This window comes from Paenibacillus sp. FSL H7-0331, from assembly GCF_001956045.1.
In genome coordinates this window covers 120,516-143,131 of the sequence record NZ_MRTH01000019.1, presented here as the reverse complement: position 1 = coordinate 143,131, position 22,616 = coordinate 120,516, and the positions used below count along the sequence as shown (strand labels likewise).

The window sequence follows — 22,616 nt, the reverse complement described above, 5'->3', positions numbered from 1 at the left end:
CTATAACTCCAATTTTTCATACGGGTCCAGCCGATCTCGCAGCCCCTCACCGATTAAGTTAAAAGCCAACACCGTAAGAACGATAAAGAAAACGGGCCCTATCAGTATATGCGGAGCTTGCAAAAAATGAACGCGCCCATCAGCCAGCATGCTGCCCCACTCAGGCGTTGGCGGTTGTGAGCCTAGTCCGAGGAATGAAAGAGCTGCAATGGATAAAATCAAGCTGCCTAATTCAAAAGTAGCCAATATGAGTACCGGACTGATCGCTTTTGGCAGTAATTCCCGCAAGATGATCGTCCTTCTGGGGGCTCCGAGTACTTGTGCTGCAGCAAATGAGGTTTCATTCTTCGCATGCAAAACAACACTGCGAGTTAAACGCGCAAAGGAGACCCACCATACCGATACGACAGCAATTAGAAGATGAACAAGGCTTGTACCGAATAAAGCGGCAATAACCATGGCAAGCACCATAAAGGGAAAGGCTAACAGCACATCAATCAACCGCATCAGAATGATATCCAGAATAGAGCCATGAAACATGCCAGCCACTAAGCCCACCAAAAGCCCGATCAAAAGAGCTGTGCATAGAGCAAAGACCGACGAGATCAAGGTGGTTTTTCCTCCGTAAAGAGTTCGCGAGAAGACATCCCGGCCAAACCGATCCGTACCCAGAGGGTGATCAATGCTTGGTTTCTCCAGACGTTCAGACGCATTCTGCTTCAAGGGATCATAAGGGGTAAATAATGGCGCACCCATAATGAGAACAGCTAATATACTTAGAATAACGACACCCATAATCAGGCTGATCGGTTTCGTGGAGCTAGGCATATTCTTCAACTCCCTCTTTTCCTTTGCGATGGATTCGAGGATCTACAAGCGCATATACGACATCAACGCATAAATGAATGAGAACCACTAACGAGACCATAACAAAAGCATAGCCTTGAATGACCGGATAATCTTTAAGCAAAATACTGTCCAAGGCATACTTTCCAAGTCCTGGCCACGAAAATATGCTTTCGATGACGACGGCGCCACTAATCAGTGCCGTAAAAGAAAGGGCAATCATCGTGATAACTGGAAGTAAAGCATTTCTTAAGGCATGCTTGACGACATGCTGGTGATCCAGCCCTCTCGAGAGAGCTGAAAGCACGTAGATTTGGCCGAACTCAGACAGCATGTTGGCTCTCACGATTCGGATTAATTGCGGAGCACCAATAAGGCCTAGTGTAATAGCGGGAAGCCATAGCCTTGTCAGGCTGGCTTCACTGTTAATTTCGTATACACCCATCGTCACGGCAAACAGCGATAATAAGAACAACCCAATGACAAACGCCGGTGTGGAAGCTAGCGCTACGCAAGCAAGTCTAATGACGTTATCGTAAGGCTTGCCCGCCTTAAGAGCTGAGATCGTTCCCAAAAACAGCCCCAGCACAACTTGAATAAATAGAGCGGATACAGAAAGTATGGCAGTTGCAGGAAGTCGATCTGCGATTTCAGCGCTGACCTGTCTGCCTGTATGAATCGAGGTGCCCAAGTCCCACTGCAGCAAGCGCCCAACCCATGCTGTATACTGTACGAGCATGCTCTGATCCAATCCCAATTGTGCGCGCAGCTGAGAGACCTTCTCATCATAAGCCTGTGTGTGATTCATGGCAGCCTCAGTAGGATGGCCCAGAAATATTTCAACAGGATCGCCTGGAGCTAATCGAATCAAAGCAAAAATAATAAGCGTCGCACAAAATAACGTAATGAAAGCTTCCAGCATCTTGCGTAAAAATAATATACACATAGCCATACTGCCTATTTCGAGCTTAATGACAAGTTGGCATTCACTACATTCTCGAATTGTCTAAAGTGATCCTCAAAGCCATGAAGCGTTTGGCTTACCACAGTAATTTGCGGACGCGGAAATAAACTAATGACAGGCGCTTGCTGCGCAACCCTCTCATTGATCTTAAGAGCCAGTTCATGACGTGCTGCTGTGTCAGACGCTTCCCCCAATTGTGCGAGCCATGTATTTGTTTCTTCATCATTATAGCCGCCGAAATTGGCGCTTCCTCCAGGCGCATATTGACCGGTCAACAAAGTAAGCTCATCCCCGAACGTATTCCATGCTTCAATCGATGCGTCCCAATCTCCGGATTTACGTGCCGTTTGGATCAAGCTGTAATCACCATGCTGTACCTCTACCTTGACACCGATTCGGGTCCATTGGTTTTGCAAAGCTTCTCCTAATGCTTTATCGCCACCCCAGGTCATCAAGCGCAGGGTTAAAAGATTGCCATCCTTGGATCTGATGCCATCGGGTCCTTTTTTCCATCCCGCCTCCTCCAATAGCTGCGCAGCTTTATCCGGATCAAACTTGGTGTACACAGTATTTCGTGCTTTTTCAAATGCAGGGTTGGAGCTTAACCATGTCGTAATCGGAACACTTTGCCCTTCCGCTGCAAGCACAACCAATTCGTTCCGATCCAGGGCCCACGACAAGGCCTGCCTGACTCTCACATCCTTCAGCTGAGGTTTGCTCAGATTCAAATAAATCGTTTGCGTATTGGCCGCCGGAGTCGCCGATAGCTTCACCTCTTTATTACCTTTAAATTGGGTCATACTCGTTGTCGGAATATTTAACACGACCTGGCTGTGTCCACTCAATGCGGAAAGCACCCTTGTCTGCTCATCGCTGATTTCTTCGTACACGATTTTTGGAATGATAGGGCTCTTGCCCCAGTAGTTACCGCTAGTTTCCAGCACCATTTTCTGTTTGGGGATAAATTCAACCACTTTATACATACCGGAAAGATCCATCGTATCTACAGCATCATGTTTGGCATCTGCATTGTGAATAATTGTCTGGTAGTAGGAAAGGTTTAGCGGCACCTGCAGATGGCTTCGCTTGGTCTTGACACGTATCGTGTAATCGTCCGTCTTCGTAAAGGTAAGCTCATCAAGAAAAGGCTTCGCTTGCAGATCAAGAGATCTTGATCGCTCTAAGGAGGCAATCACGGCCGAAGCGTCAATCGCTTTACCACTCCAAAAGCGAGCTTTAGGTCTTAATTTGATCTCCCATGTAGTCGGATCGATCTCTGCTGCACTTTCTGCAAGCGAGGGTTCGACTCCACCCTTGGCATTGACCTTAAAGAGCGCTTCTCCTGCTCCCATGTTTCTTAAATAGCTTGAGGTAAGCGGTTTGACCGGATCCAAGCTTGCTGCAATTTCTTGACCGGCCACGACCAGCTCTTGTTTCGTCGGTTGATTCGTCACGTTGTTGCTGGTTGCCGTTGCAGCTTTATTGTCATTACACCCCATTACCGTTATGAGTGCACTTAATACAATGATGGATAATAACTTTTTCATAATAGCCTCCACTCCACAGTCATGCAGATAAATGATTTGAATGTATTTGCTTTATTGTTTGCTGTTATATCGCTTTCTTTCTAGATCGCTTGTGCAATGATCTGCATACGTCTTCCCAGCATGTCCTGACTGTAGATTAAAGGGCGCTCCCCCTCATATTTGTTCACATGAGGTGCCGGTTGATCAAAAAGCTGCAGAACGCGGAAGCCACTCGAAGTCAGATAGTGTACAAGCTCCTGCGGGAATAAGAGTCGATGTCTTAAATGCTCAATAATGGGTGTATATCCCGTAACGGTCCAGCAATAGTCGCGATCCAGCATTTGATTGGCCAGATCAATACGAAAGCGTGTTTGAAGCGAGATAACAGCGTCATGAACCTTTCTCTGCTCAACCAGCTCTTCGGTTAGCCACCGCTGTCCCTCCTGTGTCAGGAAGAAGGCAGCATTTCGCATGTCAAGATAAAGAAGTCCCCCTGAATGCAGATGTTTACGAAAACAGTGCAAGCTCGCGAGTACATCTTCATTGCTGAAGTTGTACAAAAACGTACTTCCAACACAATAAAGGGCGTCAAACTGCTGCTGAAGAGAAAAGTCGGACTGATCTCCGTATACAAATGACATTTCAGGATAATGTTCTTTAGCCCACGAAAGCATTTCTTTTGAATTATCCAGACCAACAACCTCGTATCCGGCACGATTCAGATAGGCAACCTCTCGCCCAAGTCCAGATCCGATATCCAGTACCTTCTTCCCGGCCTTATATTCGATTAATAGCTTATGTATGAATTGCGCCATACTTTGGTCATGCTCTCCGTTAAATGCCAAATAGAGGGAAGGATTCGTGTGCAGGAAGTTATCCGTATTTATTTTAATATTCATTGGCGTCTTCCTTCTCCTGTCTGCTTGTATAGCCATAGAGTTGTGAAGCACCTGCGCTAAACTGCGTGAAGGGAAAGGGCTCGGCAATCAGCGCAGTCACGCCTTTGCTCATAAATTGAGCCACAATAGCACTTCCCGTTTGTGCATAGATGATCAGAGGAATCTGTCTTTCTCTGACACGCTCCAGAACACGGTCAAACGTCCCATTGCCCAAAGTCATGGCTGTACAAATCACACTATCCGCATGAACCAGCACTTTATCCATATCCTTTTCCACGGCTTCTCCTGACTGTGTTTCTTTAAGCTGCAGATCGCAAGGCAAACAAATTCCCCCGCGCTGTTGGATAGCCTCAACCAAAGGATTGACCACACCAATAAGAGCCACTTTGTGAAATGCTTGGATGTCAGCCATATTTGCGATTAGAGCATCGCGCAGCTTGGCTTTTTGAATGGGTGTTCCCGCAGGAATATCAAATACTTGAGTACTCTGGTTAAGGTGTGGATAAACGACACCAAGATATGCATCCATCGCCGCGATTTGGACGGGAAGTCTCCCATCTCGTATGACAGTATCGAGGGATAACCCTGAGAATTGGGCTGCGGCTTCCATATTCAATTGATCTGCTGTATGCGAGCACGCTCCAAAATAACCTTCCACTCTTAGCAGCAAATAATAATTGTGGTATTTGATCCTAGACGAAGGAAACTGAGTGGTCTGGTATATGCTGGATGAACCTGTAACCGGCAAGGTATCCGGCTTTGGTCCCAGCTTGCCTGCTAAAATAGCTTCTCGCAAATCGTTAACTGTGTACGGAGCATTCATGTTCATTCGTTTCATTCCCCTTTACTGTCAAAGCTCAGAATTATTCGTTTGAGCGCTTCTTCCCCATACAATCTGGCGTTTAAGCCTTCCGTATCCTGCGTGATCACGTGCCCCAAATAGCAGGCATTATCGATCGGAGTCTCAATAAATTTGCCAATACAATTTTCTATCCTATAGCGAACCATATGCGCATCCGACTCCAATGATTCAATCCCTTGAATATGAGTAATCGTGCCACTTTGGGAAGGAACGAGAAACATGGCAGCTGCACTGGCAACACCACTGTCTATTATCGTGAGAACAGGCTTTAGGCCTAAAGAGAGTTCGACAAAGGCCTGGAGCAAATCGATACCTGTGACTCGTTGGATGAGTTCTACGATGTAATTACCAGCCGTTCTTGGATTGATTTCAACTATCCGCGGGCCCTCTACTGTAAGCTTCACCTCCGTATGGGCAATTCCATGATCAAAGCCTACAGCTTGCAATGCATCCTGAACAAACTGCGTTATCTCCGAATGTGCCTCATCATTCAGCTGGGCGGGGAACATATGGCCGTTTTCGATAAAATAGGGAGTCCCAGTAATCGATTTATCCGTAATGCCCAACACCGTAGTCTCGCCATTATAGGAGACGCTCTCGACACTAACCTCCTCACCTTTCATATACGTCTCAAGGAGATAAGTGCATTCTCTTTCCTGATCTCTAAAATTGAGCGGGAATGCTTCGAGTGCATTGTAAGCATCTTGTAATTCCCTCCCATTTTGAATAAGGCTCACAAATGCACTGGATGCGAGATCTACTGGCTTCAGAACTAATGGATAGCCAATTGCAGCTGCTGCCTGCTCCACCTCTTCCCAACTATGTGCGAGTCGATAGTTCGGATTTGCAAGTCCAGCTCGGTCGAGCGCCTGACGCATAAGGTGTTTTTGCCGTACGGTTTTCACATTGTCTGGAAAAGGGGATGGTAGCTTAAAGGCCTTGGCTACTTCTCTCACAACCTCGATGTAATAATCACAAACCGTAATGACACCGTCAAAACGATAGGGCCGCAGGAATTCAATTAAATCAGGAATATCATTCGTTTCAGTAATGAGAACGGATTCCGCATACTTGAGTACTGGATGTTGCTCCGTACTGAGAGCACTTTGGTAATGCTCAGGCTTGCGAGTTACAAAGGTATATGTGTGCCCCAGCGACTTCAAAAGTGGTGGCAGCAGGTTGCCGCTCGCTCCTACCCAACTCTCAATCATCAACATATGTGCCAAAAAAACCTCTCCTTTTATTCGTAAAATTTACTATTATAATCAATGTACTATACATTATTATCCAGTGTCAATCATGGGTAACAAAATAATTGCCGTTGTTGATTTCAAAAATATTTCTTTACTGATCGTTCCCGTAATGGTATGATGTTTTCCGGAGGGGGATATGAATGGCACGAAGCAAAGAATACGACGAGAATGAGGTACTTCAAAAGGCTATGCAGCTCTTCTGGGAACAGGGTTACGAAAAAACATCGATGTCTGATCTTGTCGAACATATGGGAATTCATAGAAGAAGTATATACGACACCTTCAGCGACAAGCATACCTTGTTTCTCAAAGCTTTGAATCGTTACGGTGAAATCATGGGTAAGGACCTTGAAAGAAGAATTAAACAAGCTGAATCGGCTGCGCAAGCACTACGTTTTATTTTTGAGTTCACTATCGATAAAAACGAGAACACTCCTCTCGGCTGCCTGTTTGTTACTGCAGCAGTAGAGCTGGCGACACATGATGCCGATGCTGATTCTTTAGCAACTAAAGGCTTTGCCAATGAAGAGCAACTGCTCACAGATATTATTCAGTGGGGACAGCATAACGGCGAATTTGCGTCAGATTGTGATGCCAAAGAGCTGGCGGAGTCCTTGCAAAATACGCTTCTAGGGCTTAGAGTCATGTCACGTACATCGATAAGTAAAGAAAAGCTTTACCGTATAGCCAATGTTTCTATGAAAATTTTAGAAAAGTAAACAACTAATTTTTTTAAACAAAAGAGAATGATCATTCCCAAAAGAGCTGCATGTTCTCGAGCACGATATCCCCCAATCACATAATTAGTAATTAAAAGGAGAGAATAATAATGACAATAGCACAGGATTTAACCGGAAAAGTGGCATTGGTAACTGGCGGAACGCGGGGAATTGGATTGGAAACTGTTCGAGGTCTAGCTCAATTAGGAGCCACGGTAGTGATTGGTGCACGTGATGCCAATAAAGCTATTGAAGTCGCTGAACAATTTAAACAAGATGGCCTAAAGGTTGAAAGTATTAAACTCGATGTGAATGTTCATGAAGATCATCTAGCTGCTTATAAATATCTGGATGAGAACTATGGTAAGCTGGATATCTTGATCGACAATGCCGGGGTTTTGCTGGATCAAGAGAATGTGTCCCTCGAAATTATCAACAGAACAAGTACCCTACCTTTGAAGGTATTGCGGGACACATTTGATGCTAATTTTTTTGCTCAAGTTGAGCTGACACAAATTCTTTTACCACTGATTCGCAAATCTGCTGCCGGACGTATTGTCAACTTATCCAGCATACTGGGGTCACTCTCCCTCCATGCAGATCCTAACTCACCTATTTATTCATTCAAAACCTTTGCTTATAATGCTTCCAAAACAGCGTTAAATGCCTTCACGATTCATTTGGCCGAGGAACTCAAAGACACACCCATTAAAGTTAATTCCATTCATCCAGGCTGGGTTCGTACTCAAATTGGTGGAGGTAGCGCGGATATTGATGAGGTGGAAGGCAGCCGTACGAGTATTTTAGCAGCAACGCTACCTGAGGATGGTCCGACTGGAGGCTTCTTCCATCTGGAAAATGCACTTCCATGGTAATCCAATTATTTAAACGACATTAAAAACCAGCTGTCCCTGAAGCCACCAATTAGACTAAGGGACAGCACTAGTTTTCTTTACCCCAAATAAATTAGTTGTTAGGATTGTTATCGAAGCTCCAACTCAAGTTATTTTTTGTATCCAGCTGAGCATCGGTTCCTCGATTGGTGTCCAACCGAGTAAATTTCTGGCATGCATAGCTCGCACACGACTGTTGGAAGAAATAGCAAAGCGCGCCCAATCTCCAAGTTCCTCTATAGCACGGTCGGCTGGCCAACTCATGGTCTCCCCTTCAAAACCGAGAGCCTCACTGACAGACTTTGCAATGTCTTGGAAACACACCTCTCCATTTTCAGCGAAGAAATAAGAAGCAGACGGTGCTTTCTCAAGAACCAATACATATAACTTGGCCAAGTCTTTGATATGAACATTGGACCAGCGATTAAGACCCTTACCTACATGAACTCCAGCACGCATTTCGCGGGATTTACGGATAATCTTAGGTAATTGATCACTCTCTGTTGGCAAGCCAAGCGCTTCTCCATAAATCATGGACGGGACGATGACTGAGCTTCTGACCCAATCCTCTATCCCGGATTTACGTACAAGATTGTTAATTGCTACACGATCTTTCCTTATATCCATGGGGACAAATGGCGTTTCCTCATCGAAAATCTGTTCACTTGCATAATCTCCTCGGGCATCATCACCAACGACACTTGAACCCGAGGTATGCACAAATGGTTTGCCAGTGCCGCGCAGGGCGTTAATGAACGTCTCAACGGCTAATCGATGATCGGAATCGGCAGTATGAATGACGCCATCACTTAATTGAGCGTACTTGATGAGTATATCCGTATCTTCCAACGTCCCCAATACAGGTTCTATTCCGATCTGTCGAAGTGCCTCCAGCTTATCGGGACTGCGCACCAATCCATATACCATATGCCCTGCTTCCAGTAAAACCTTGGCAACTGATCCTCCAATATAACCTGTAGCACCTGTGATGAAAACCTTCATAATGACCCCTCATTTCTTTGATTAGCCCAGTTGTTTAATAACAGCTTGTGTGACAGCCAGAGTAGACTGTGGATTCTGACCCGTAATGAGGTTGCCGTCCACTTCATAATGAGCAGACCAATTTGGCGCTGCCACGAAAATAGCTCCCAAATCACGAAGCTTGCTTTCCAGTAAGAAAGGAAGATGTTGATCCAACGTCGTATCTGCCTCTTCCCTATCTGTAAATGCATTAACGCGTTTACCGGCTACAAGGGGTTGACCATTCGATAATGTAGCACCAACTAACCCAGCTGGGCCATGGCAAACGGCGGCGACAATTTTATTCGCTTCATAAAAATCACGTAGCAGCTTTTGTAACGTTCTGTTATTGGGAAGGTCGTACATCGTCCCGTGGCCACCTGGTAAGAAAATCGCATCAAAATCCTCGGCAGCTACTCCATCAAGTTGTATCGTGTTATCTAAATAAGGCTGCACTTCTAGAAATTCTTCGGGGGTGTTAGCATCAACACTGCCAGGATCTATCGGACCCCTTCCTCCAAGTGGACTTGCTACCGTAACCACATATCCCTTATTTGTAAATCCGAGATAGGCTTCTGCAAATTCCGATAACCAAATCCCGGTCGATTTGCCTTTATAAATTTCAGTATGATTAGTAACAACGATTAACACTTTTTTAGCCATTTTTTTGGCCTCCTATAATTATTTGATTTTTGCTGCATTTTTATTTTAAACTCTGACCAATGTATAAAACAAATTATGAAATGATCGACTATACATAAATATATTTATAGATGATTTGTTAATAATCTCACTATCTCATTGATTTGAGGTAAACGTTTATATTTCATTTTATAGGCGATAAATAACTCGTTTTTTACTTTTAATTCCTCAAAAATAATTTGCGATTGGGCCTCATTAACCGATTGTTCATATATGTATGTAGGAATTACACTTACACCAACACCGTTTTCGATCGCTTTTAGAATCATATGTAAATTAGGGATAATATGAATAGGTCTTATGAGTGGACGTCGTTTGAAGTGTTCTCTCCATATTCTTCTAATAATAGGCAGTTCTAACCCGTAACTGATCCAATTTAGAGCTGATAGCCATTGTTCCTTTTTCTTAAGATCATCTAAATCGGGTATTTCGTAATGAGAAGGAGCAACAATGACAAATTCCTCGTCCATCAATTTCAAATATTCAATTCCTGGTGTTTGAATTTTTTTGGATGTAACAATGATATCCAAGGTATCCTCCGTCAGTAATTCTAACAATTGATCAGCAGTTCCAAAATGTGAAATGGTATAGGCATTGAACTTAAGAAGCTGCGGCAGTATTTTTTCACTAAAAAATTCATGTGCAGCACCAATCTTTATGACTGTAAGCGTAGGTAAGGAAGCAGTATGAAAACTCATTGTGGTTTCCTCCAGAGACTCGATCAGAGGAGCTAACTGTGAATATAATTCCTTCCCCCGTTCAGTTGGAATTATTTTTCTTGAGGACCTGATGAATAATGCTTCACCGACCTTAGCTTCCAAGGAGGCTAAGTGCTGACTCATTGCCGGCTGCGTCATCATACGGGTTTTTGCAGCTTCGGAAACGGAGTTATGCTTATATATCTCACAAAAACTTCTGTACCACTCAAAATCAACCACGTAGCATATTCCCCTTTGATTTCATCATTATCTTCTGTTACCTATTACAATACACATTTTGATTAATGGAGTCACGTGATCGATTATAGATCTGCTTTAAGACAAAATGTATTTTTCACTGCCCCCTGGGTACAATATAACTATCAAATTTCTGGAAAATAGGAGTTGTGCTCCATTCAGCCAATATCGAAAACTCAGGACTCCTTGGATATAGACTTGGATATAAATATTCAAACTGTTCAGAACGCATTGGGGAGTAGCCCAGACCTTATTGTAAGAAAAATGGTTTTGATCAACGAATGGCGCATCGCTTTGATATATATGAATGGTTTGACAGATGTCGATATGATTCAATCTGAAATCCTAGGTTCGCTGATAGATCTCAAAAAAATGAAGTCTGAATTCGATCCCAGCCATCACGACAGCCCGCTCGCTTACCTCAGTGAAAACATTCTCTCGGTTGGTGATATCGGCACGATTCACGGGTTAAGCTCGATATTCACAAATCTTCTATCGGGAGACGCCATTCTTTTCATGAATGGTTATTCAGATGGACTACGTATTGGAGTCACTGGACGTAAAGAAAGAAATGTCAGTGAACCGGCTTCGCAACCGAGTGTTCGCGGACCGATGGATGCTTTCACAGAAAATATAAAAACGAATATTTCACTTATTCGTCGTAGAATCAAAGACCCACAACTTTGGCTTGAAGTTCACGAAATTGGTAAGGTTACCAAAACAAGTGTTGCGATTATGCATCTAAATCAAGTAGCTGATGACCATATTATCCAAGAGGTCCGGCGTCGTCTGGCCGAAATCGATATTGACGGCATATTGGAAAGTGGTTACATCGAAGAGTTCATTCAAGACCGAACATTGACCCCGTTTCCTACGGTATATAATAGTGAGCGCCCGGATACGATCGTCGCAGGATTATTAGAGGGTAGAGTGGCTATACTGATCGACGGCACGCCCTTCGTACTGCTGGTTCCGGCGTTGTTCGTTCATTTCATGCAAACCTCAGAAGATTATTATCAGCGGGCAGATATCAGCACTTTGGTAAGAGTGATCCGTTACATGTCATTTATTATCGTACTGCTTGTTCCATCGATGTACATAGCTATTACGACCTATCATCAAGAGATGCTTCCGACCAACCTGCTATTGAATTTAGCTTCACAGCGGGAAGGGGTTCCTTTTCCAGCGTTCATTGAAGCTTTATTAATGGAGATCATCTATGAAATTTTGCGTGAAGCGGGGATACGAATGCCAAGAACCGTGGGACAGGCTGTATCTATCGTCGGAACCCTCGTCATCGGTCAATCGGCGGTGGAAGCTGGAATCATCTCAGCCGCAGTGGTAATCATCGTATCCATCACAGCGATTTCCAGTTATGTAATCCCTGCGAACGCAATGTCAATTTCCGTGCGCATGATTCGTTTTGTCCTAATGGGCTTGGCTGCCTCCTTTGGTTTATTCGGAATTTTATCGGGAATTATTATATTAGCGCTTCATCTTAACACCCTTCGATCCTTCGGCATTCCCTATATGAGCCCATTAGCTCCGTTTGAATTAAAAGATCAAAAAGATACATTGTTCCGCATTGCATGGCCCCGCATGATGACGCGACCGAGTCTGTTTAAACAAAAAGATAAGGTGCGTCAGAACGTATCCAAACGCAAATAACTCATCACAGAGGTGTGCACCTATGTCACGAACCATAAGGAGGCTTTTTGCAGGAGGACTGTTCGTATTGTTGTTGACCGGGTGCTGGGATCGGCGCGAATTGAATGAGCTGGGGATTCTTTCAGGAATTGCGATAGATAAAGTAGGTCAGCAATATCAAGTCTCGGTACAAGTTGTCGTACCCGATGAAGTAAGCAGCCGGGCAAGAAAAGGTAGCGCTCCGGTTACCATGTACAAAGCAACTGCACCCACCTTGTTCGAAGCCTTCCGGAAACTTACAGAAACGAGTCCCAGAAAGATTTATACGGCACACATCAGAGTGTTAGTTTTGAGTGAACCTATTGCTAAGGATGGAATCGCCAAAGTACTGGATATTCTGGTGCGAAATCCAGAATCCAGAATCGACTATTTTGTTATGGTCGCAAGAAAGACTTCAGCCGAAAAAGTACTCAAAGTATTGACGCCTCTAGATAATATTCCGGCTGAAGCGTTGTATCATTCTCTGGATACTGCCTCAAAAGAGTGGGCTCCGATTACGAAGGTTACCGTAGATAAATTAACCGACCAATTGATGAGTAAAGGAATGAACCCGGTGTTACCAGGCATTACAATTAGCGAAAATGGACAATCCGACAACAAAGCTGAGGATATTGATCCCCCAGTCAAATTGAACTATTCAGGATTGGCTGCTTTTAACAATGACAAATTGATAGGTTGGCTGAGTACGAATGAAGGTAAAGGCTACAATTACATCCGAAACAATGTGCAAAGCACGGTGGGCAATATCAAATGTCCTGATGGCAAGATGATCTCTTTGGAAATCATTCAATCGCATACCGATGTAAAAAGCTTCATGGAGGATGTCAACCCGCATATCGAAGTACAATTAAAGATGGATGTGAATATTGGAGAAGTTACCTGTGATATTGATCTGACCGAACCCAAAACAGTTGAACAATTACAAAAAGAAGCAGAGCGAGAACTCGAAACCTTAATGAAAAAATCGGTTTCCGTCATGCAAAAAAAGTATAAAGTCGATATTTTCGGCTTTGGTCAAGTCATTTACAATTCAAACCCCAAGTTATGGAAGTCAATGGAAAAAGATTGGGACGAACGATTTACTGATCTCAAAGTGCTATACAAAACAAAAGTTAATATCCGTGATATCGGCATGATAAACCATACGGTTGAAAGTAAAATGAAGGAGAAATAAATAATGCTGCTTACGATTATCATTGTAGTCACCTTGGCATTGATCGCCATGCTATTTGAACTGCCTCCTCTAATTAAAAAATCCTTTACAAAAGAGGCGTTCGCTTATTCGTTTATGTTGATTATTGGCTCCATTCTCAGTGTAATCGCACTAAGAGATATCCATATTCCAAGCACAATGAGAGTACCTGAAATGATGTACAAGCCGCTTTATGAGTGGATGCAGCACACATTCAATGTAAAGGATGGTTGATATGTTGGAAAATGGTCGAATCAGCACCAAACAATTAGCCATACTTGTGATCTACTTTATTATAGGAGATATGCTGCTGATTCTCCCCTCCCTAACCGCTGCTGCCTCCAAACAAGATGCCTGGTTATCCGGGGGAATCGGATTTCTTATCGGATGGCCAATTGCCTGGTTCTTATTCCGTTTTAGTCGGATATTCCCCAATCTAACCATAATCGAATACAATCGACGGTTGTTGGGGAAATGGATCGGAGGCATCATCTCTATCTTCTATTTATACTATTTTCTCACCACTGTCTCCATCTTGATACGAGAAGCAGGAGATTTCTTGACGACGCAAATATTCACAAACACACCTATGAACGCCATTCATCTCATTTTGATCATCCTTCTGGTTTGGGGCGTCAAAAGTGGGTTAGAGACAATAGCACGAACAGCTGAAACCTTTTTCCCCTTGTATTTCCTCTTGTTCTTGTCCTTGTTTATTCTGCTCATACCCCAGGCGCAGCTGATCAGGCTCCAACCTATATTGGGCGGAGGCATATTGCCGACTATTCGTGGCTCTTTCTATACCTGTACGTTTTCATTTTGCGAGCTGTGCTCTTTACTCATGCTATTCCCAAGAGTTATATCCAGTAATCATACAGAAAGAGATTATCTACTTGGTGTATTTTTCGGAGGTATGGCCATTTGCTCCACCATTTTGCTTACCGTTCTTGTGATCGGCCCCAATTTGGCTTCCATTCATCTATATGCAACTTATATAACCGCACAAAAAATTAACATTGGTAATTTTGTACAGCGGGTAGAAGCCATACTAGCATTAAACTGGATTATATCGACCTATTTTAAGAGCGTCCTGGACCTGTATGCTTTTTTAGTCGGAACAGCCCAATTTTTCAAGCTTCGAGACTACCGTTCATTATCTGTTCCTACCGGCATGATCATATTCGGCTTGGCTTTTACGGTCACACCGAATGTCGTTTATTTCAATAAGGTCGTCGACTACTATATCTTTTGGGATGTGACCTGCGCGCTTGGTATCCCCATGCTATTGTATATTGTTTATTTGTTTAGAAAAAACAAGCTATTAACTCCCCGATAGCCCTTTTTCACAGCCCTGACGCATACCTGCAGAGCTGCCCCACAAGTAGAGTATCTACTTTGGGGACAGCATCGCCTTGTCATAACTATGTCTGTGAGTTTAACGCTAATTCACCCTCAAATTGCTCAAGAAACAAGACAATAAATTGATGACGCGATGCAGCTAACTTTTGGCCGGGAACGGTATGCATACCATCAGCAAGATGCAGCAGCTTTTCATAAAAATGCCGGTACACTGAGCCCTTCGGGGGAATGTTCGGGTCAAACCACGCATCCTTTGGTAGCGCCTCGTCCTCTGCCATGGGCAGTCCATGAGCGCCGCCGAACATGAATGTACGGGCAACGCCAACCGCTCCAATAGCCTCAAGCCGATCAGCATCCTGCAAAATTTGCGCATCCAGGGATAATTCGCTTCCTCCCGGTTCGCTATTCTTGCCATACCACTCATGACGCGCTATCGCATCGATCACCCGCTCGAATTGCTCTTCCTCCAGCGCAGGCATAAGCAATGGGCCAAACTCCAATCGCAACCCGTTGATCGCTTCCAGTCCATAGTGAAGCCTACCGGTTTGTTTTTCCTCTTTGCGGTAGTAATCATGCAGCAGCCCGGCTGTCATCGCAATACTACGATCCGCTCCAAGCTGCCTGGCTATCTCATCAGCCAACTCCATGACACGAACCGCATGTAGGAAATCGTGCCCTGTCGCATCATCATTCATTTTACTCCAAACCTTGTAAACCGTTAACATAAACCATTCCGGCAATACCATCCGAACGAACGGAAATGACTGTTTCAACTTACTCACTCCTTATTCTCTCATTCATACTTACCAAGTCAGCCATTCATGCTGTCTCAGCAGCTGCATGCCTTGCAAGTCGGATGCCGTCATGCCGCCAGGAGCTTCGCCATAATGCATCAGATACATACGCTTGCGTATGTCTTCGGGATATTCGCACAGCTCTTCAAAAGCGGAATGTACCGCATTTCGCCCAAAACAGGTTTCGTGATAAAAGGTTTCGACTCCCTTTTCGAACAACACGACGAGCAGCTCCTTGTCGGGCTGCATGTCCGAGCTGTAAAAGAACCGGTTATCCAGTATCAGCGAGCAGCTGAATTTTGACGGCACATGAAGTGTTCGCATCCACTGAGCTGTCAACGATGTATGACTTGGGTTATCAGCAGGTGCTGCGCTCTCTCCAGCAACAGAGACAAATGAAAAAGGCTCACCCTCCTCCACCCATTGAACATCAAAATAATCGTCCAAAGACAATTTTCCATCCACCATACTCTCCAGCGTGCCTCTTAAATGATGATCCCACAAAATGCCCTTTAGCGGGCCAGGTACCCACAGCTTCATCCGCCTGTCAGCCGCATAAGCGCCATATAGAGCTGCTTCATCCAAACCGCCGCAATGATCATAATGAAGATGTGTAATGAAAATCCCCTCAATATCTTCAAAGCCCAGCCCAATTTCGTGCAGGCTTTGCCAGGCTAAAGCACCACAATCCACCAAAAATAGTTTTCCCTGAGTCTCAATCAACGCGTTGTTATGATAGGTAGATTTAATAAACCCGTTCCCCACGCCAAGCATCATGATTCTGAAAGGATTCATCGTAAGCCTCCAACAGCCGTTATTTCTGTATTTTCAGCTTCAACACGGGCAATAAATTCATCGGATGTCAAAGCCGGTTCAGACCATCCCAAGGCGTAGGATAGTTCAGTAACAGGAGGTAATGTAATGTTGTAACGGTGCAGTTCCTCACGTTTGGCAAATATATGCCGGGTAGGTCCGTCCCAATGAATTTCGCCATCTGACATGACGATCGTTCTCGGCACATAATCTGCTACTACTCGCATGTCGTGAGTAAGCATCACGATCGTATGGCCTTGCTCCCATAATGTCCGAATATGATTCATCATCTCCCGGCATCGCTTGGAGTCGAGTCCCGTCGTTGGTTCATCCAAGATAATCACTTCCGGCTCCAATGCCAAAATAGAAGCGATAGCCACCCTTCGCCGCTCTCCCCTGCTTAGAAAATGCGGATGCTCCTGCAAATAATTGTCAATATGCAATAACCTGGTTACGTCCTTTACCCGCTTTTCGATTTCCGCTTCGTTCATTTTCTGGACACGCAAACCGTAGGCCACTTCCTCATAGACGGAACGACTAACGAATTGAAAATCCGGATTTTGAAATACGAACCCGACATGCCGTACTCGCTGATCAGCCCGATAGGAAGTGGCAGACTTGTTATGAATAAGCACTTCCCCGCTTTGCGGCTTCAATAGTCCTGTAATCAACTTGCACAAGGTAGATTTGCCAGCTCCATTGCGCCCGATAATTGCAGTAAACTCACCCCTGCCAATTCGTAAATCAACAGGTTTGATCGTCAGTTCATCTTCCTGCTTCTTGTAGCGAAACATGACTTGTTTGAGCTCTATTATCGGTTGGGCCCTAGACAGGACATTATTCTGTTGTTGTACAGCGGGTCCAACTGCTTGATAGCGATGGGGAGTTCGCCCCCGTTCCATCTCTTCCTTCAGCTCCTCCACATTCAGAGGATCTCCATAGCCTGAAGCTCCCAATTCTTTGCGAATGCCGAGCCTCCGAGCTATCTCTATGACTTGCGGCATCGGCAGCCAGTCCCCAATACCCGGCTGGTCGTACAGCTCCGCGGGTGGAGCATCAGCGACTATACGTCCGTCTGCCACCACAATAACCCGATCTGCGTAGGGAAACGAAACATCCAGATTGTGATCTACAAATACAACCGTATAGCCCCATTGTTCGTGAAGATTACGAATAGTCTCTATCACCATCTCTTTGCCCAAGGGATCAAGCTCCGCCGTTGGCTCATCGAGTACGATTACTTTCGGCTGCATCATCAGGCATGCGGCGATGGCGACTCTCTGCTTCTGACCACCCGACAGCTCAAGCGAAGAACGCAGCAGAATCGGCTTGATTTGAACCTTATCCACGACCTCCGCCAAACGACGATCGATCTCCTCCACAGGTACACCCATATTTTCCAATGCAAAAGTCAATTCTTCCTTAACCGTGCCTCTCACAAGCTGCCATTCGGGATCCTGCAGGACGGTACCGACTTCTGAAACAAGATCATAGGGAAACGTTTCCTGTACATGAATTCCGTTCACCGTCACACTGCCCTCGTACAACGATCCTTCCATTTCATTCGGAATCAACCCGTTGATCGAAAAACATAACGTCGATTTGCCGCCCCCGCTCGGCCCCGTGACAAAGACAAATTCTCCCTGCTTGATGTTAAGATTCAGCGTATGCAGGAGAGGTTCTGATTTGGCCGCATACATACATGAATAGTTATGAAATTGGATCATGTCTTCCCTCCTGGGATCAAACTAAAGTTCATAGAGCAAGCGTATTACCAACCAGATCACACAGATCAGCACAGCCATTCGGATGGCCCACCTATCCAGTGCGGTCAAGCGAGGATTGTAATAATAAGTACGTTTGTTGGATCGGCCTACGCCTTTGAGAGTAAGGGCGAAGCTGGTCGTTCGGAATCGTTTTAAAAACACGAAGAGTACCGGAACAAGAATACTGGCAAAATGCTTCGTACGTGTCAGCAAGCTTCCCGAGCGAAAATCAACCCCGCGGCAGAACTGGGCATCCATGACCGTTTTTACGTCGAAAATCATCAGATTCCAATACCGCAGTGCCAATGAAATCGATAAGGTGACAAATTCCGGCAAACCGAATTTTTTCAACCCTATGACTAGATCTTCCGAAGACGTAGTAAATAACAGTACAAAAAACAGCAGACACCAAATCATCATTCTCAAGAAAAAAGTTAAAGCATATTGGATATTGCCTGAAGAAATCATTAACATCCAATAGCCCAGATCCAGTTGCACGTACACTTCACCGCCCATATTTGCAAAAAAGTAGGTCAGGCTCATCATCACAGCAAGCACCATGACAGGGACAAGCAGCATCCACTGCATCCGAGGTGGCCGGATATACACAAATAACAGGAGACACAAGAGCAGCACAGTCAGTAAGCTGAAAGTCTGTTCCATAAATAAAGGGATAATCGTGAATAACAATCCAAATATGAGTATCTTGGTGAAACCATGCATATAGTGAATAATCGAATTAGAAGGATAATAGAGCTGCATTAGACGTTTCTCTCCTTGTTAACCCCAAAAGCGTTTGAAAAACAAACCGGATTTATTCATATAATCAGACATCCATGCGAATAACAACGGACTAATCACTGCAGCGGTAAGCGTGTTACTGACCTGCATCCAGGCCCAAACCGTTCCCCAAGCAATATTAGCAGGAACTTTTTGGAAAATGATAAGATTGAGCACCACCAATACCGTAGCAGCCACCATACCGATAGTCACCATAACTATAAAATATATCCGGTCCATGACGCTTTCGAACTTCACCTTGCGGTACGCAATACCCGGTACAAAACCCATCATAAATTGTGCCAGCAAAGCAAGCGGATAGACAGCCGGGTTCATACCGACTGCGAGCATGGACAGCATATTGCCGACGACCAGTCCAGAAGATCCCCAGACTCCGAACCATACGCCGAACAACGGGGCAAATACGGCTGCTGGATAAATCGCTTGGACTGTACCGATTTTAATTGGGAAGTAGCGTGATATATAAATGGTCGCTCCAAAAATTAACGCACTGATGACAATCGCTACGATGTGACGAGCCGTTACGCCTTTTTGCTCCAAGCCGCTTTTCATTGCCGTTGGCATTTGTGCCATTGTATAATCGCTCCTCATAGTTAAATATTCTCAAGCTCGCTTAATTCTTTTTCCATCATATAGCGGCTCCATTCGTTGAAAATGATCTGATCTTTTTTCACGAAAATGATTCGACGATCCTTGAGCTCCTTCAGAATCCGGTTAATGCTGCGCACCGTAACGCCCCACTGAGAGGCAATATCCTCCCGCGACAGGGAAGTAATAAACGCGACATGCTCGTTAAAATCGTAATGCTCAACCTGTCTGTACAAATGACGGATCAGCTTATGACGCAGCGACATCGACACCTGGTCAATCGATTTCTGTGCAGACGCGTAGAGCTTGCCAGAGAGCTGGGCGGTCAGATACAACAAAAAGTGAATGTCGGTCGTAATCCATTTGCGGTAAACATCTTCCTTTATCCTAAGCACCGCAGCTTTATTCACGGCCGTAATCCGGCATACATACGGCCTTCCCAAGGCGATCTCAATATCGCTGATCAACTGCCCCGGATATAAATAAGCAATAATCAGCAAGTGCCCGTCACCCAACACATGCTCTACCTTGAATTCACCTTCAAGCACGATACAAAAATAGTCTGCCAGCCCTCCCTGATCGCACACCATGTCGTTAGGTTGATAGCGGCGAATTTCCCACTGGGCAAACAAATCTGACGGCATGCTGCCAAGCATGTCGTTCAGCCAGCTGTGTTTGCGCATCAGGCCGCGGATCATAGACTCGTCCACTATCAAACCCCCTCATATCAGTGTCTTTTCAATATTGTGCCAATATCGGATGGGACTATGCTGCTTAGCACCTTGACTTCATCCCATTTTGTCTGCCTCACCTCCGTTAACTCGACGCATGTGAATACCTTGCAATTCCATTAAACAACGAAGGCTGCCTCTATTAAAGGACATTTGTCCAAATTTACAATCTTATAACACAAGAACAGCTTATATCAGCGCAAAAAATCGGCTCCCTATTCGTGAAGGGAAGGCCGATTTTTAACGTAAGAGCTTATGCTTATAATTCAAACTGCTTGGCATACAATTGTGCATATACGCCATCGCCAGCAAGCAGCGAATCATGCGTACCTTGTTCCGCTATTCCGTCTTCCGTCAATACAACAATTCGTTGAGCATTGCGAATCGTGGACAGGCGATGGGCAATGACAAGCGTTGTACGCCCTTTTGCTAATGATTCCAGCGATTCCTTGACAATACTCTCGCTCTCGTTATCCAGTGCACTCGTTGCTTCATCCAAGATGAGAACAGGAGGGTTTTTCAAAAATACACGAGCAATACTTAGCCGCTGCTTTTGACCACCAGACAGCTTGACGCCACGTTGTCCGATCTCGGAGTGATAGCCGTTAGGCAAGTTCATGATAAAGTCATGGGCGTTGGCGTGCTTAGCAGCTGTAATAATATCATCATCGTTCGCAGATGGTTTTCCGTAACGGATATTTTCCATAACCGTTCCTGCAAAAAGGTACACCTCTTGCTGTACAATGCCGATATGATTTCTTAAAGATCGTAGATCGATATTCCTGACATTGATCCCGTCCAGCAGCACCTCACCACTGGTTGCTTCATAGAAACGAGGAATGAGCGAGCAAAATGTCGTTTTTCCCGCGCCGGACGGACCTACTAACGCAACGTACTCTCCCGACTGCACACGAAGTGACAGATTTGCCAGTACATAATTTAAATGATCCTCGTATCGGAAGGATACTTGCTTGAACTCAATCTCCCCACGAACCTCTCGTAGCATCAAAGCATTCGGTTTGTTATCGATCGTCGGCTTCAGGCTCATCATTTCCATAAAACGCTGGAAGCCTGTGATTCCTTCTTGCAGCTGTGTGCTCATATGCGTCAGCCGTTGAATAGGTTCAACCATAAAGCTGATATAAAGAAGAAACGTGATCAAATCTGCTATTTCCAACATGCTGCCAACAATACTGGCACTTCCAAAGATGATCACCGTAATCGTAATCAGTTGAATAATCGTTTCGACACCATTGAAAAAGTACGCTTCTGCCTTATACGTTTGCTTACGGCTATCGAGGAAACGATAATTTTCACGGTTAAACTTATCGATCTCTATGTGCTCGTTGGCGAATGATTTGACTACACGGATTCCTGACAGACTATCCTCTACCTGCGCGTTAACGTCCCCGATTCGCTCTTTGTTCCTTCTTAATGCTTTGTTCAATTTCTTATTGAAATACAAGGATAAGACTCCGAGTAGTGGAAAAAAACAGAATACCGCAATCGTTAAAGAGGCATTGATAGAGAACAAAATTACAAATGCTCCAATAAAGCGTACGAGGTATTTAACGTAGTCTTCCGGGCCATGGTGGTACAGTTCGGAGAGCAGCAAGAGATCGTTGGTTATGCGTGACATAAGCTTCCCTGTCTTTTCCTTATCGTAAAAGTCATAGGATAAGGATTGCATATGTGAGAACAGCTCGCTGCGCATATCACTTTCCATACGAGCTCCGACTTCATGCCCTTTATAATCCACAAAATAGTTTCCGATATTCTGGATCGCGACCATAACAATCATGAGCCCGCCAATCCCATACACTTTACCCAGCGCAGCGGACAGGTCTCCTGCTAAAATATTTTTCGTAATGTGCTGCACCAGCAGCGGAAACACCAAGCTCACAGCAGATACGATAAAGGTACAGGCCAATACAGCAATAAATAATTTTATATAAGGTTTGTAATAAGAGAAAAATTTTTTTATTGGAAAACGCATGGTTTACCCCTTCTTCGTGTTTTTTAATGAACACATAAGGGGGGACAAATTGTACAATTTATCAGATGGCTCCACCCTTATATGCGGATACGGTGTGGTTCATCATGCTTTTTTTCATGTATATTACCTCCTTGTTCGTTGCTACCTTCAGTATAATCACTTTCTTACAGAGGTGAACAGTGTATATTTTAGTTTTAATCGTTCTTTACCGTTCCGTTTAGAGGCATGT

General features: G+C 44.6%; 22 protein-coding genes. 6 read left to right on the top strand and 16 right to left on the bottom strand.

Translation table 11 applies throughout. The features are described from left to right. The 6 genes from BK127_RS25405 to BK127_RS25380 form a co-directional block, all read right to left on the bottom strand. Window positions 1-828, bottom strand: a complete 828-nt coding sequence (locus tag BK127_RS25405) for an ABC transporter permease (protein WP_076234323.1) — start codon at window positions 826-828, stop codon at window positions 1-3. Beyond that, window positions 821-1,792 (bottom strand): ABC transporter permease, encoded by a 972-nt coding sequence (locus tag BK127_RS25400; RefSeq protein ID WP_076234322.1) that lies wholly within the window; start codon window positions 1,790-1,792, stop codon window positions 821-823. The genes BK127_RS25405 and BK127_RS25400 overlap by 8 nt, the downstream gene beginning before the upstream one ends. 11 nt (window positions 1,793-1,803) lie before the next feature. Beyond that, a complete protein-coding gene (locus tag BK127_RS25395; RefSeq protein WP_076234321.1) occupies window positions 1,804-3,357 on the bottom strand; it encodes an ABC transporter substrate-binding protein in 1,554 nt (517 codons plus the stop codon). Window positions 3,358-3,437: 80 nt separating this feature from the next. Beyond that, the gene (locus tag BK127_RS25390; RefSeq protein WP_076234320.1) at window positions 3,438-4,235 is read right to left on the bottom strand and encodes a class I SAM-dependent methyltransferase; all 798 of its coding nucleotides are present in this window, start codon (window positions 4,233-4,235) and stop codon (window positions 3,438-3,440) included. Further along, window positions 4,225-5,064: a Rossmann-like domain-containing protein gene (locus BK127_RS25385; RefSeq protein WP_076234319.1), complete on the bottom strand. Its 840-nt coding sequence runs from the start codon at window positions 5,062-5,064 to the stop codon at window positions 4,225-4,227. The genes BK127_RS25390 and BK127_RS25385 overlap by 11 nt, the downstream gene beginning before the upstream one ends. 5 nt (window positions 5,065-5,069) lie before the next feature. After that, window positions 5,070-6,314 (bottom strand): ATP-grasp domain-containing protein, encoded by a 1,245-nt coding sequence (locus BK127_RS25380; RefSeq protein WP_256711444.1) that lies wholly within the window; start codon window positions 6,312-6,314, stop codon window positions 5,070-5,072. A gap of 176 nt (window positions 6,315-6,490) precedes the next feature. Here BK127_RS25380 and BK127_RS25375 point away from each other — a divergent pair, with 176 nt between their 5' ends. Together BK127_RS25375 and BK127_RS25370 are read left to right on the top strand one after the other, a co-directional pair. Next, on the top strand, window positions 6,491-7,069 hold the full coding sequence (locus tag BK127_RS25375; RefSeq protein WP_076234317.1) for a TetR/AcrR family transcriptional regulator: 579 nt from the start codon (window positions 6,491-6,493) through the stop codon (window positions 7,067-7,069). Window positions 7,070-7,179: 110 nt separating this feature from the next. Continuing rightward, entirely contained in the window at window positions 7,180-7,944 is a 765-nt protein-coding gene (locus BK127_RS25370; RefSeq protein WP_076234316.1) for an SDR family NAD(P)-dependent oxidoreductase, read from the top strand. 123 nt (window positions 7,945-8,067) lie between these two features. Here BK127_RS25370 and BK127_RS25365 read toward each other — a convergent pair whose 3' ends face one another. The 3 genes from BK127_RS25365 to BK127_RS25355 form a co-directional block, all read right to left on the bottom strand. Beyond that, entirely contained in the window at window positions 8,068-8,964 is an 897-nt protein-coding gene (locus BK127_RS25365; protein WP_076234315.1) for an NAD-dependent epimerase/dehydratase family protein, read from the bottom strand. Window positions 8,965-8,985: 21 nt separating this feature from the next. Continuing rightward, complete coding sequence (locus tag BK127_RS25360) at window positions 8,986-9,645, bottom strand: type 1 glutamine amidotransferase domain-containing protein (protein ID WP_076234314.1); 660 nt, start codon at window positions 9,643-9,645, stop codon at window positions 8,986-8,988. 104 nt (window positions 9,646-9,749) lie between these two features. Further along, window positions 9,750-10,622, bottom strand: coding sequence for a LysR family transcriptional regulator (locus tag BK127_RS25355; protein WP_076234313.1), 873 nt, complete (start codon window positions 10,620-10,622; stop codon window positions 9,750-9,752). 174 nt (window positions 10,623-10,796) lie between these two features. Between BK127_RS25355 and BK127_RS25350 the strand changes: the two genes are divergently transcribed. The 4 genes from BK127_RS25350 to BK127_RS25335 are packed head-to-tail and all read left to right on the top strand — an operon-like array spanning window position 10,797 to window position 14,875. Beyond that, window positions 10,797-12,308 carry a spore germination protein gene (locus tag BK127_RS25350; protein WP_076234344.1) on the top strand — a complete coding sequence of 504 codons (1,512 nt, stop codon included), beginning with the start codon at window positions 10,797-10,799 and terminating at the stop codon, window positions 12,306-12,308. Window positions 12,309-12,330: 22 nt separating this feature from the next. Beyond that, complete coding sequence (locus tag BK127_RS25345) at window positions 12,331-13,521, top strand: Ger(x)C family spore germination protein (protein ID WP_076234312.1); 1,191 nt, start codon at window positions 12,331-12,333, stop codon at window positions 13,519-13,521. A 3-nt stretch (window positions 13,522-13,524) separates the two neighbouring features. Then, window positions 13,525-13,773: a hypothetical protein gene (locus tag BK127_RS25340; RefSeq protein ID WP_076234311.1), complete on the top strand. Its 249-nt coding sequence runs from the start codon at window positions 13,525-13,527 to the stop codon at window positions 13,771-13,773. Then, window positions 13,766-14,875 (top strand): GerAB/ArcD/ProY family transporter, encoded by a 1,110-nt coding sequence (locus tag BK127_RS25335; protein WP_083689566.1) that lies wholly within the window; start codon window positions 13,766-13,768, stop codon window positions 14,873-14,875. Before BK127_RS25340 ends, BK127_RS25335 begins: the two co-directional genes overlap by 8 nt. Before the next feature lie 85 nt (window positions 14,876-14,960). On the opposite strand, the gene BK127_RS25330 is transcribed toward BK127_RS25335, so the two are convergent. The 7 genes from BK127_RS25330 to BK127_RS25300 all read right to left on the bottom strand — a co-directional run bounded on the left by BK127_RS25330 (window position 14,961) and on the right by BK127_RS25300 (window position 22,387). Further along, on the bottom strand, window positions 14,961-15,671 hold the full coding sequence (locus tag BK127_RS25330; protein WP_076234309.1) for an HD domain-containing protein: 711 nt from the start codon (window positions 15,669-15,671) through the stop codon (window positions 14,961-14,963). Between the two features lie 30 nt (window positions 15,672-15,701). After that, on the bottom strand, window positions 15,702-16,487 hold the full coding sequence (locus BK127_RS25325) for an MBL fold metallo-hydrolase (RefSeq protein WP_076234308.1): 786 nt from the start codon (window positions 16,485-16,487) through the stop codon (window positions 15,702-15,704). Continuing rightward, the gene (locus BK127_RS25320; protein ID WP_076234307.1) at window positions 16,484-18,232 is read right to left on the bottom strand and encodes an ABC transporter ATP-binding protein; all 1,749 of its coding nucleotides are present in this window, start codon (window positions 18,230-18,232) and stop codon (window positions 16,484-16,486) included. Before BK127_RS25320 ends, BK127_RS25325 begins: the two co-directional genes overlap by 4 nt. A gap of 21 nt (window positions 18,233-18,253) precedes the next feature. Further along, window positions 18,254-19,033, bottom strand: a complete 780-nt coding sequence (locus BK127_RS25315; protein WP_076234306.1) for an energy-coupling factor transporter transmembrane component T family protein — start codon at window positions 19,031-19,033, stop codon at window positions 18,254-18,256. Between the two features lie 18 nt (window positions 19,034-19,051). Continuing rightward, complete coding sequence (locus tag BK127_RS25310; protein WP_076234305.1) at window positions 19,052-19,645, bottom strand: hypothetical protein; 594 nt, start codon at window positions 19,643-19,645, stop codon at window positions 19,052-19,054. Window positions 19,646-19,665: 20 nt separating this feature from the next. Continuing rightward, entirely contained in the window at window positions 19,666-20,370 is a 705-nt protein-coding gene (locus BK127_RS25305) for a Crp/Fnr family transcriptional regulator (RefSeq protein WP_076234304.1), read from the bottom strand. 280 nt (window positions 20,371-20,650) lie between these two features. Beyond that, entirely contained in the window at window positions 20,651-22,387 is a 1,737-nt protein-coding gene (locus BK127_RS25300; RefSeq protein ID WP_076234303.1) for an ABC transporter ATP-binding protein, read from the bottom strand. Between the last annotated feature and the right edge of the window lie 229 nt (window positions 22,388-22,616).

Coding starts and splice junctions, on each gene's coding strand:
- BK127_RS25405 (WP_076234323.1), bottom strand. CDS start 828: ATGCCTAGCTCCACGAAACCGATCAGCCTGATTATGGGTGTCGTTATT.
- BK127_RS25400 (WP_076234322.1), bottom strand. CDS start 1,792: ATGTGTATATTATTTTTACGCAAGATGCTGGAAGCTTTCATTACGTTA.
- BK127_RS25395 (WP_076234321.1), bottom strand. CDS start 3,357: ATGAAAAAGTTATTATCCATCATTGTATTAAGTGCACTCATAACGGTA.
- BK127_RS25390 (WP_076234320.1), bottom strand. CDS start 4,235: ATGAATATTAAAATAAATACGGATAACTTCCTGCACACGAATCCTTCC.
- BK127_RS25385 (WP_076234319.1), bottom strand. CDS start 5,064: ATGAACATGAATGCTCCGTACACAGTTAACGATTTGCGAGAAGCTATT.
- BK127_RS25380 (WP_256711444.1), bottom strand. CDS start 6,314: ATGTTGATGATTGAGAGTTGGGTAGGAGCGAGCGGCAACCTGCTGCCA.
- BK127_RS25375 (WP_076234317.1), top strand. CDS start 6,491: ATGGCACGAAGCAAAGAATACGACGAGAATGAGGTACTTCAAAAGGCT.
- BK127_RS25370 (WP_076234316.1), top strand. CDS start 7,180: ATGACAATAGCACAGGATTTAACCGGAAAAGTGGCATTGGTAACTGGC.
- BK127_RS25365 (WP_076234315.1), bottom strand. CDS start 8,964: ATGAAGGTTTTCATCACAGGTGCTACAGGTTATATTGGAGGATCAGTT.
- BK127_RS25360 (WP_076234314.1), bottom strand. CDS start 9,645: ATGGCTAAAAAAGTGTTAATCGTTGTTACTAATCATACTGAAATTTAT.
- BK127_RS25345 (WP_076234312.1), top strand. CDS start 12,331: ATGTCACGAACCATAAGGAGGCTTTTTGCAGGAGGACTGTTCGTATTG.
- BK127_RS25340 (WP_076234311.1), top strand. CDS start 13,525: ATGCTGCTTACGATTATCATTGTAGTCACCTTGGCATTGATCGCCATG.
- BK127_RS25335 (WP_083689566.1), top strand. CDS start 13,766: ATGGTTGATATGTTGGAAAATGGTCGAATCAGCACCAAACAATTAGCC.
- BK127_RS25325 (WP_076234308.1), bottom strand. CDS start 16,487: ATGAATCCTTTCAGAATCATGATGCTTGGCGTGGGGAACGGGTTTATT.
- BK127_RS25320 (WP_076234307.1), bottom strand. CDS start 18,232: ATGATCCAATTTCATAACTATTCATGTATGTATGCGGCCAAATCAGAA.
- BK127_RS25315 (WP_076234306.1), bottom strand. CDS start 19,033: ATGCAGCTCTATTATCCTTCTAATTCGATTATTCACTATATGCATGGT.
- BK127_RS25310 (WP_076234305.1), bottom strand. CDS start 19,645: ATGGCACAAATGCCAACGGCAATGAAAAGCGGCTTGGAGCAAAAAGGC.
- BK127_RS25300 (WP_076234303.1), bottom strand. CDS start 22,387: ATGCGTTTTCCAATAAAAAAATTTTTCTCTTATTACAAACCTTATATA.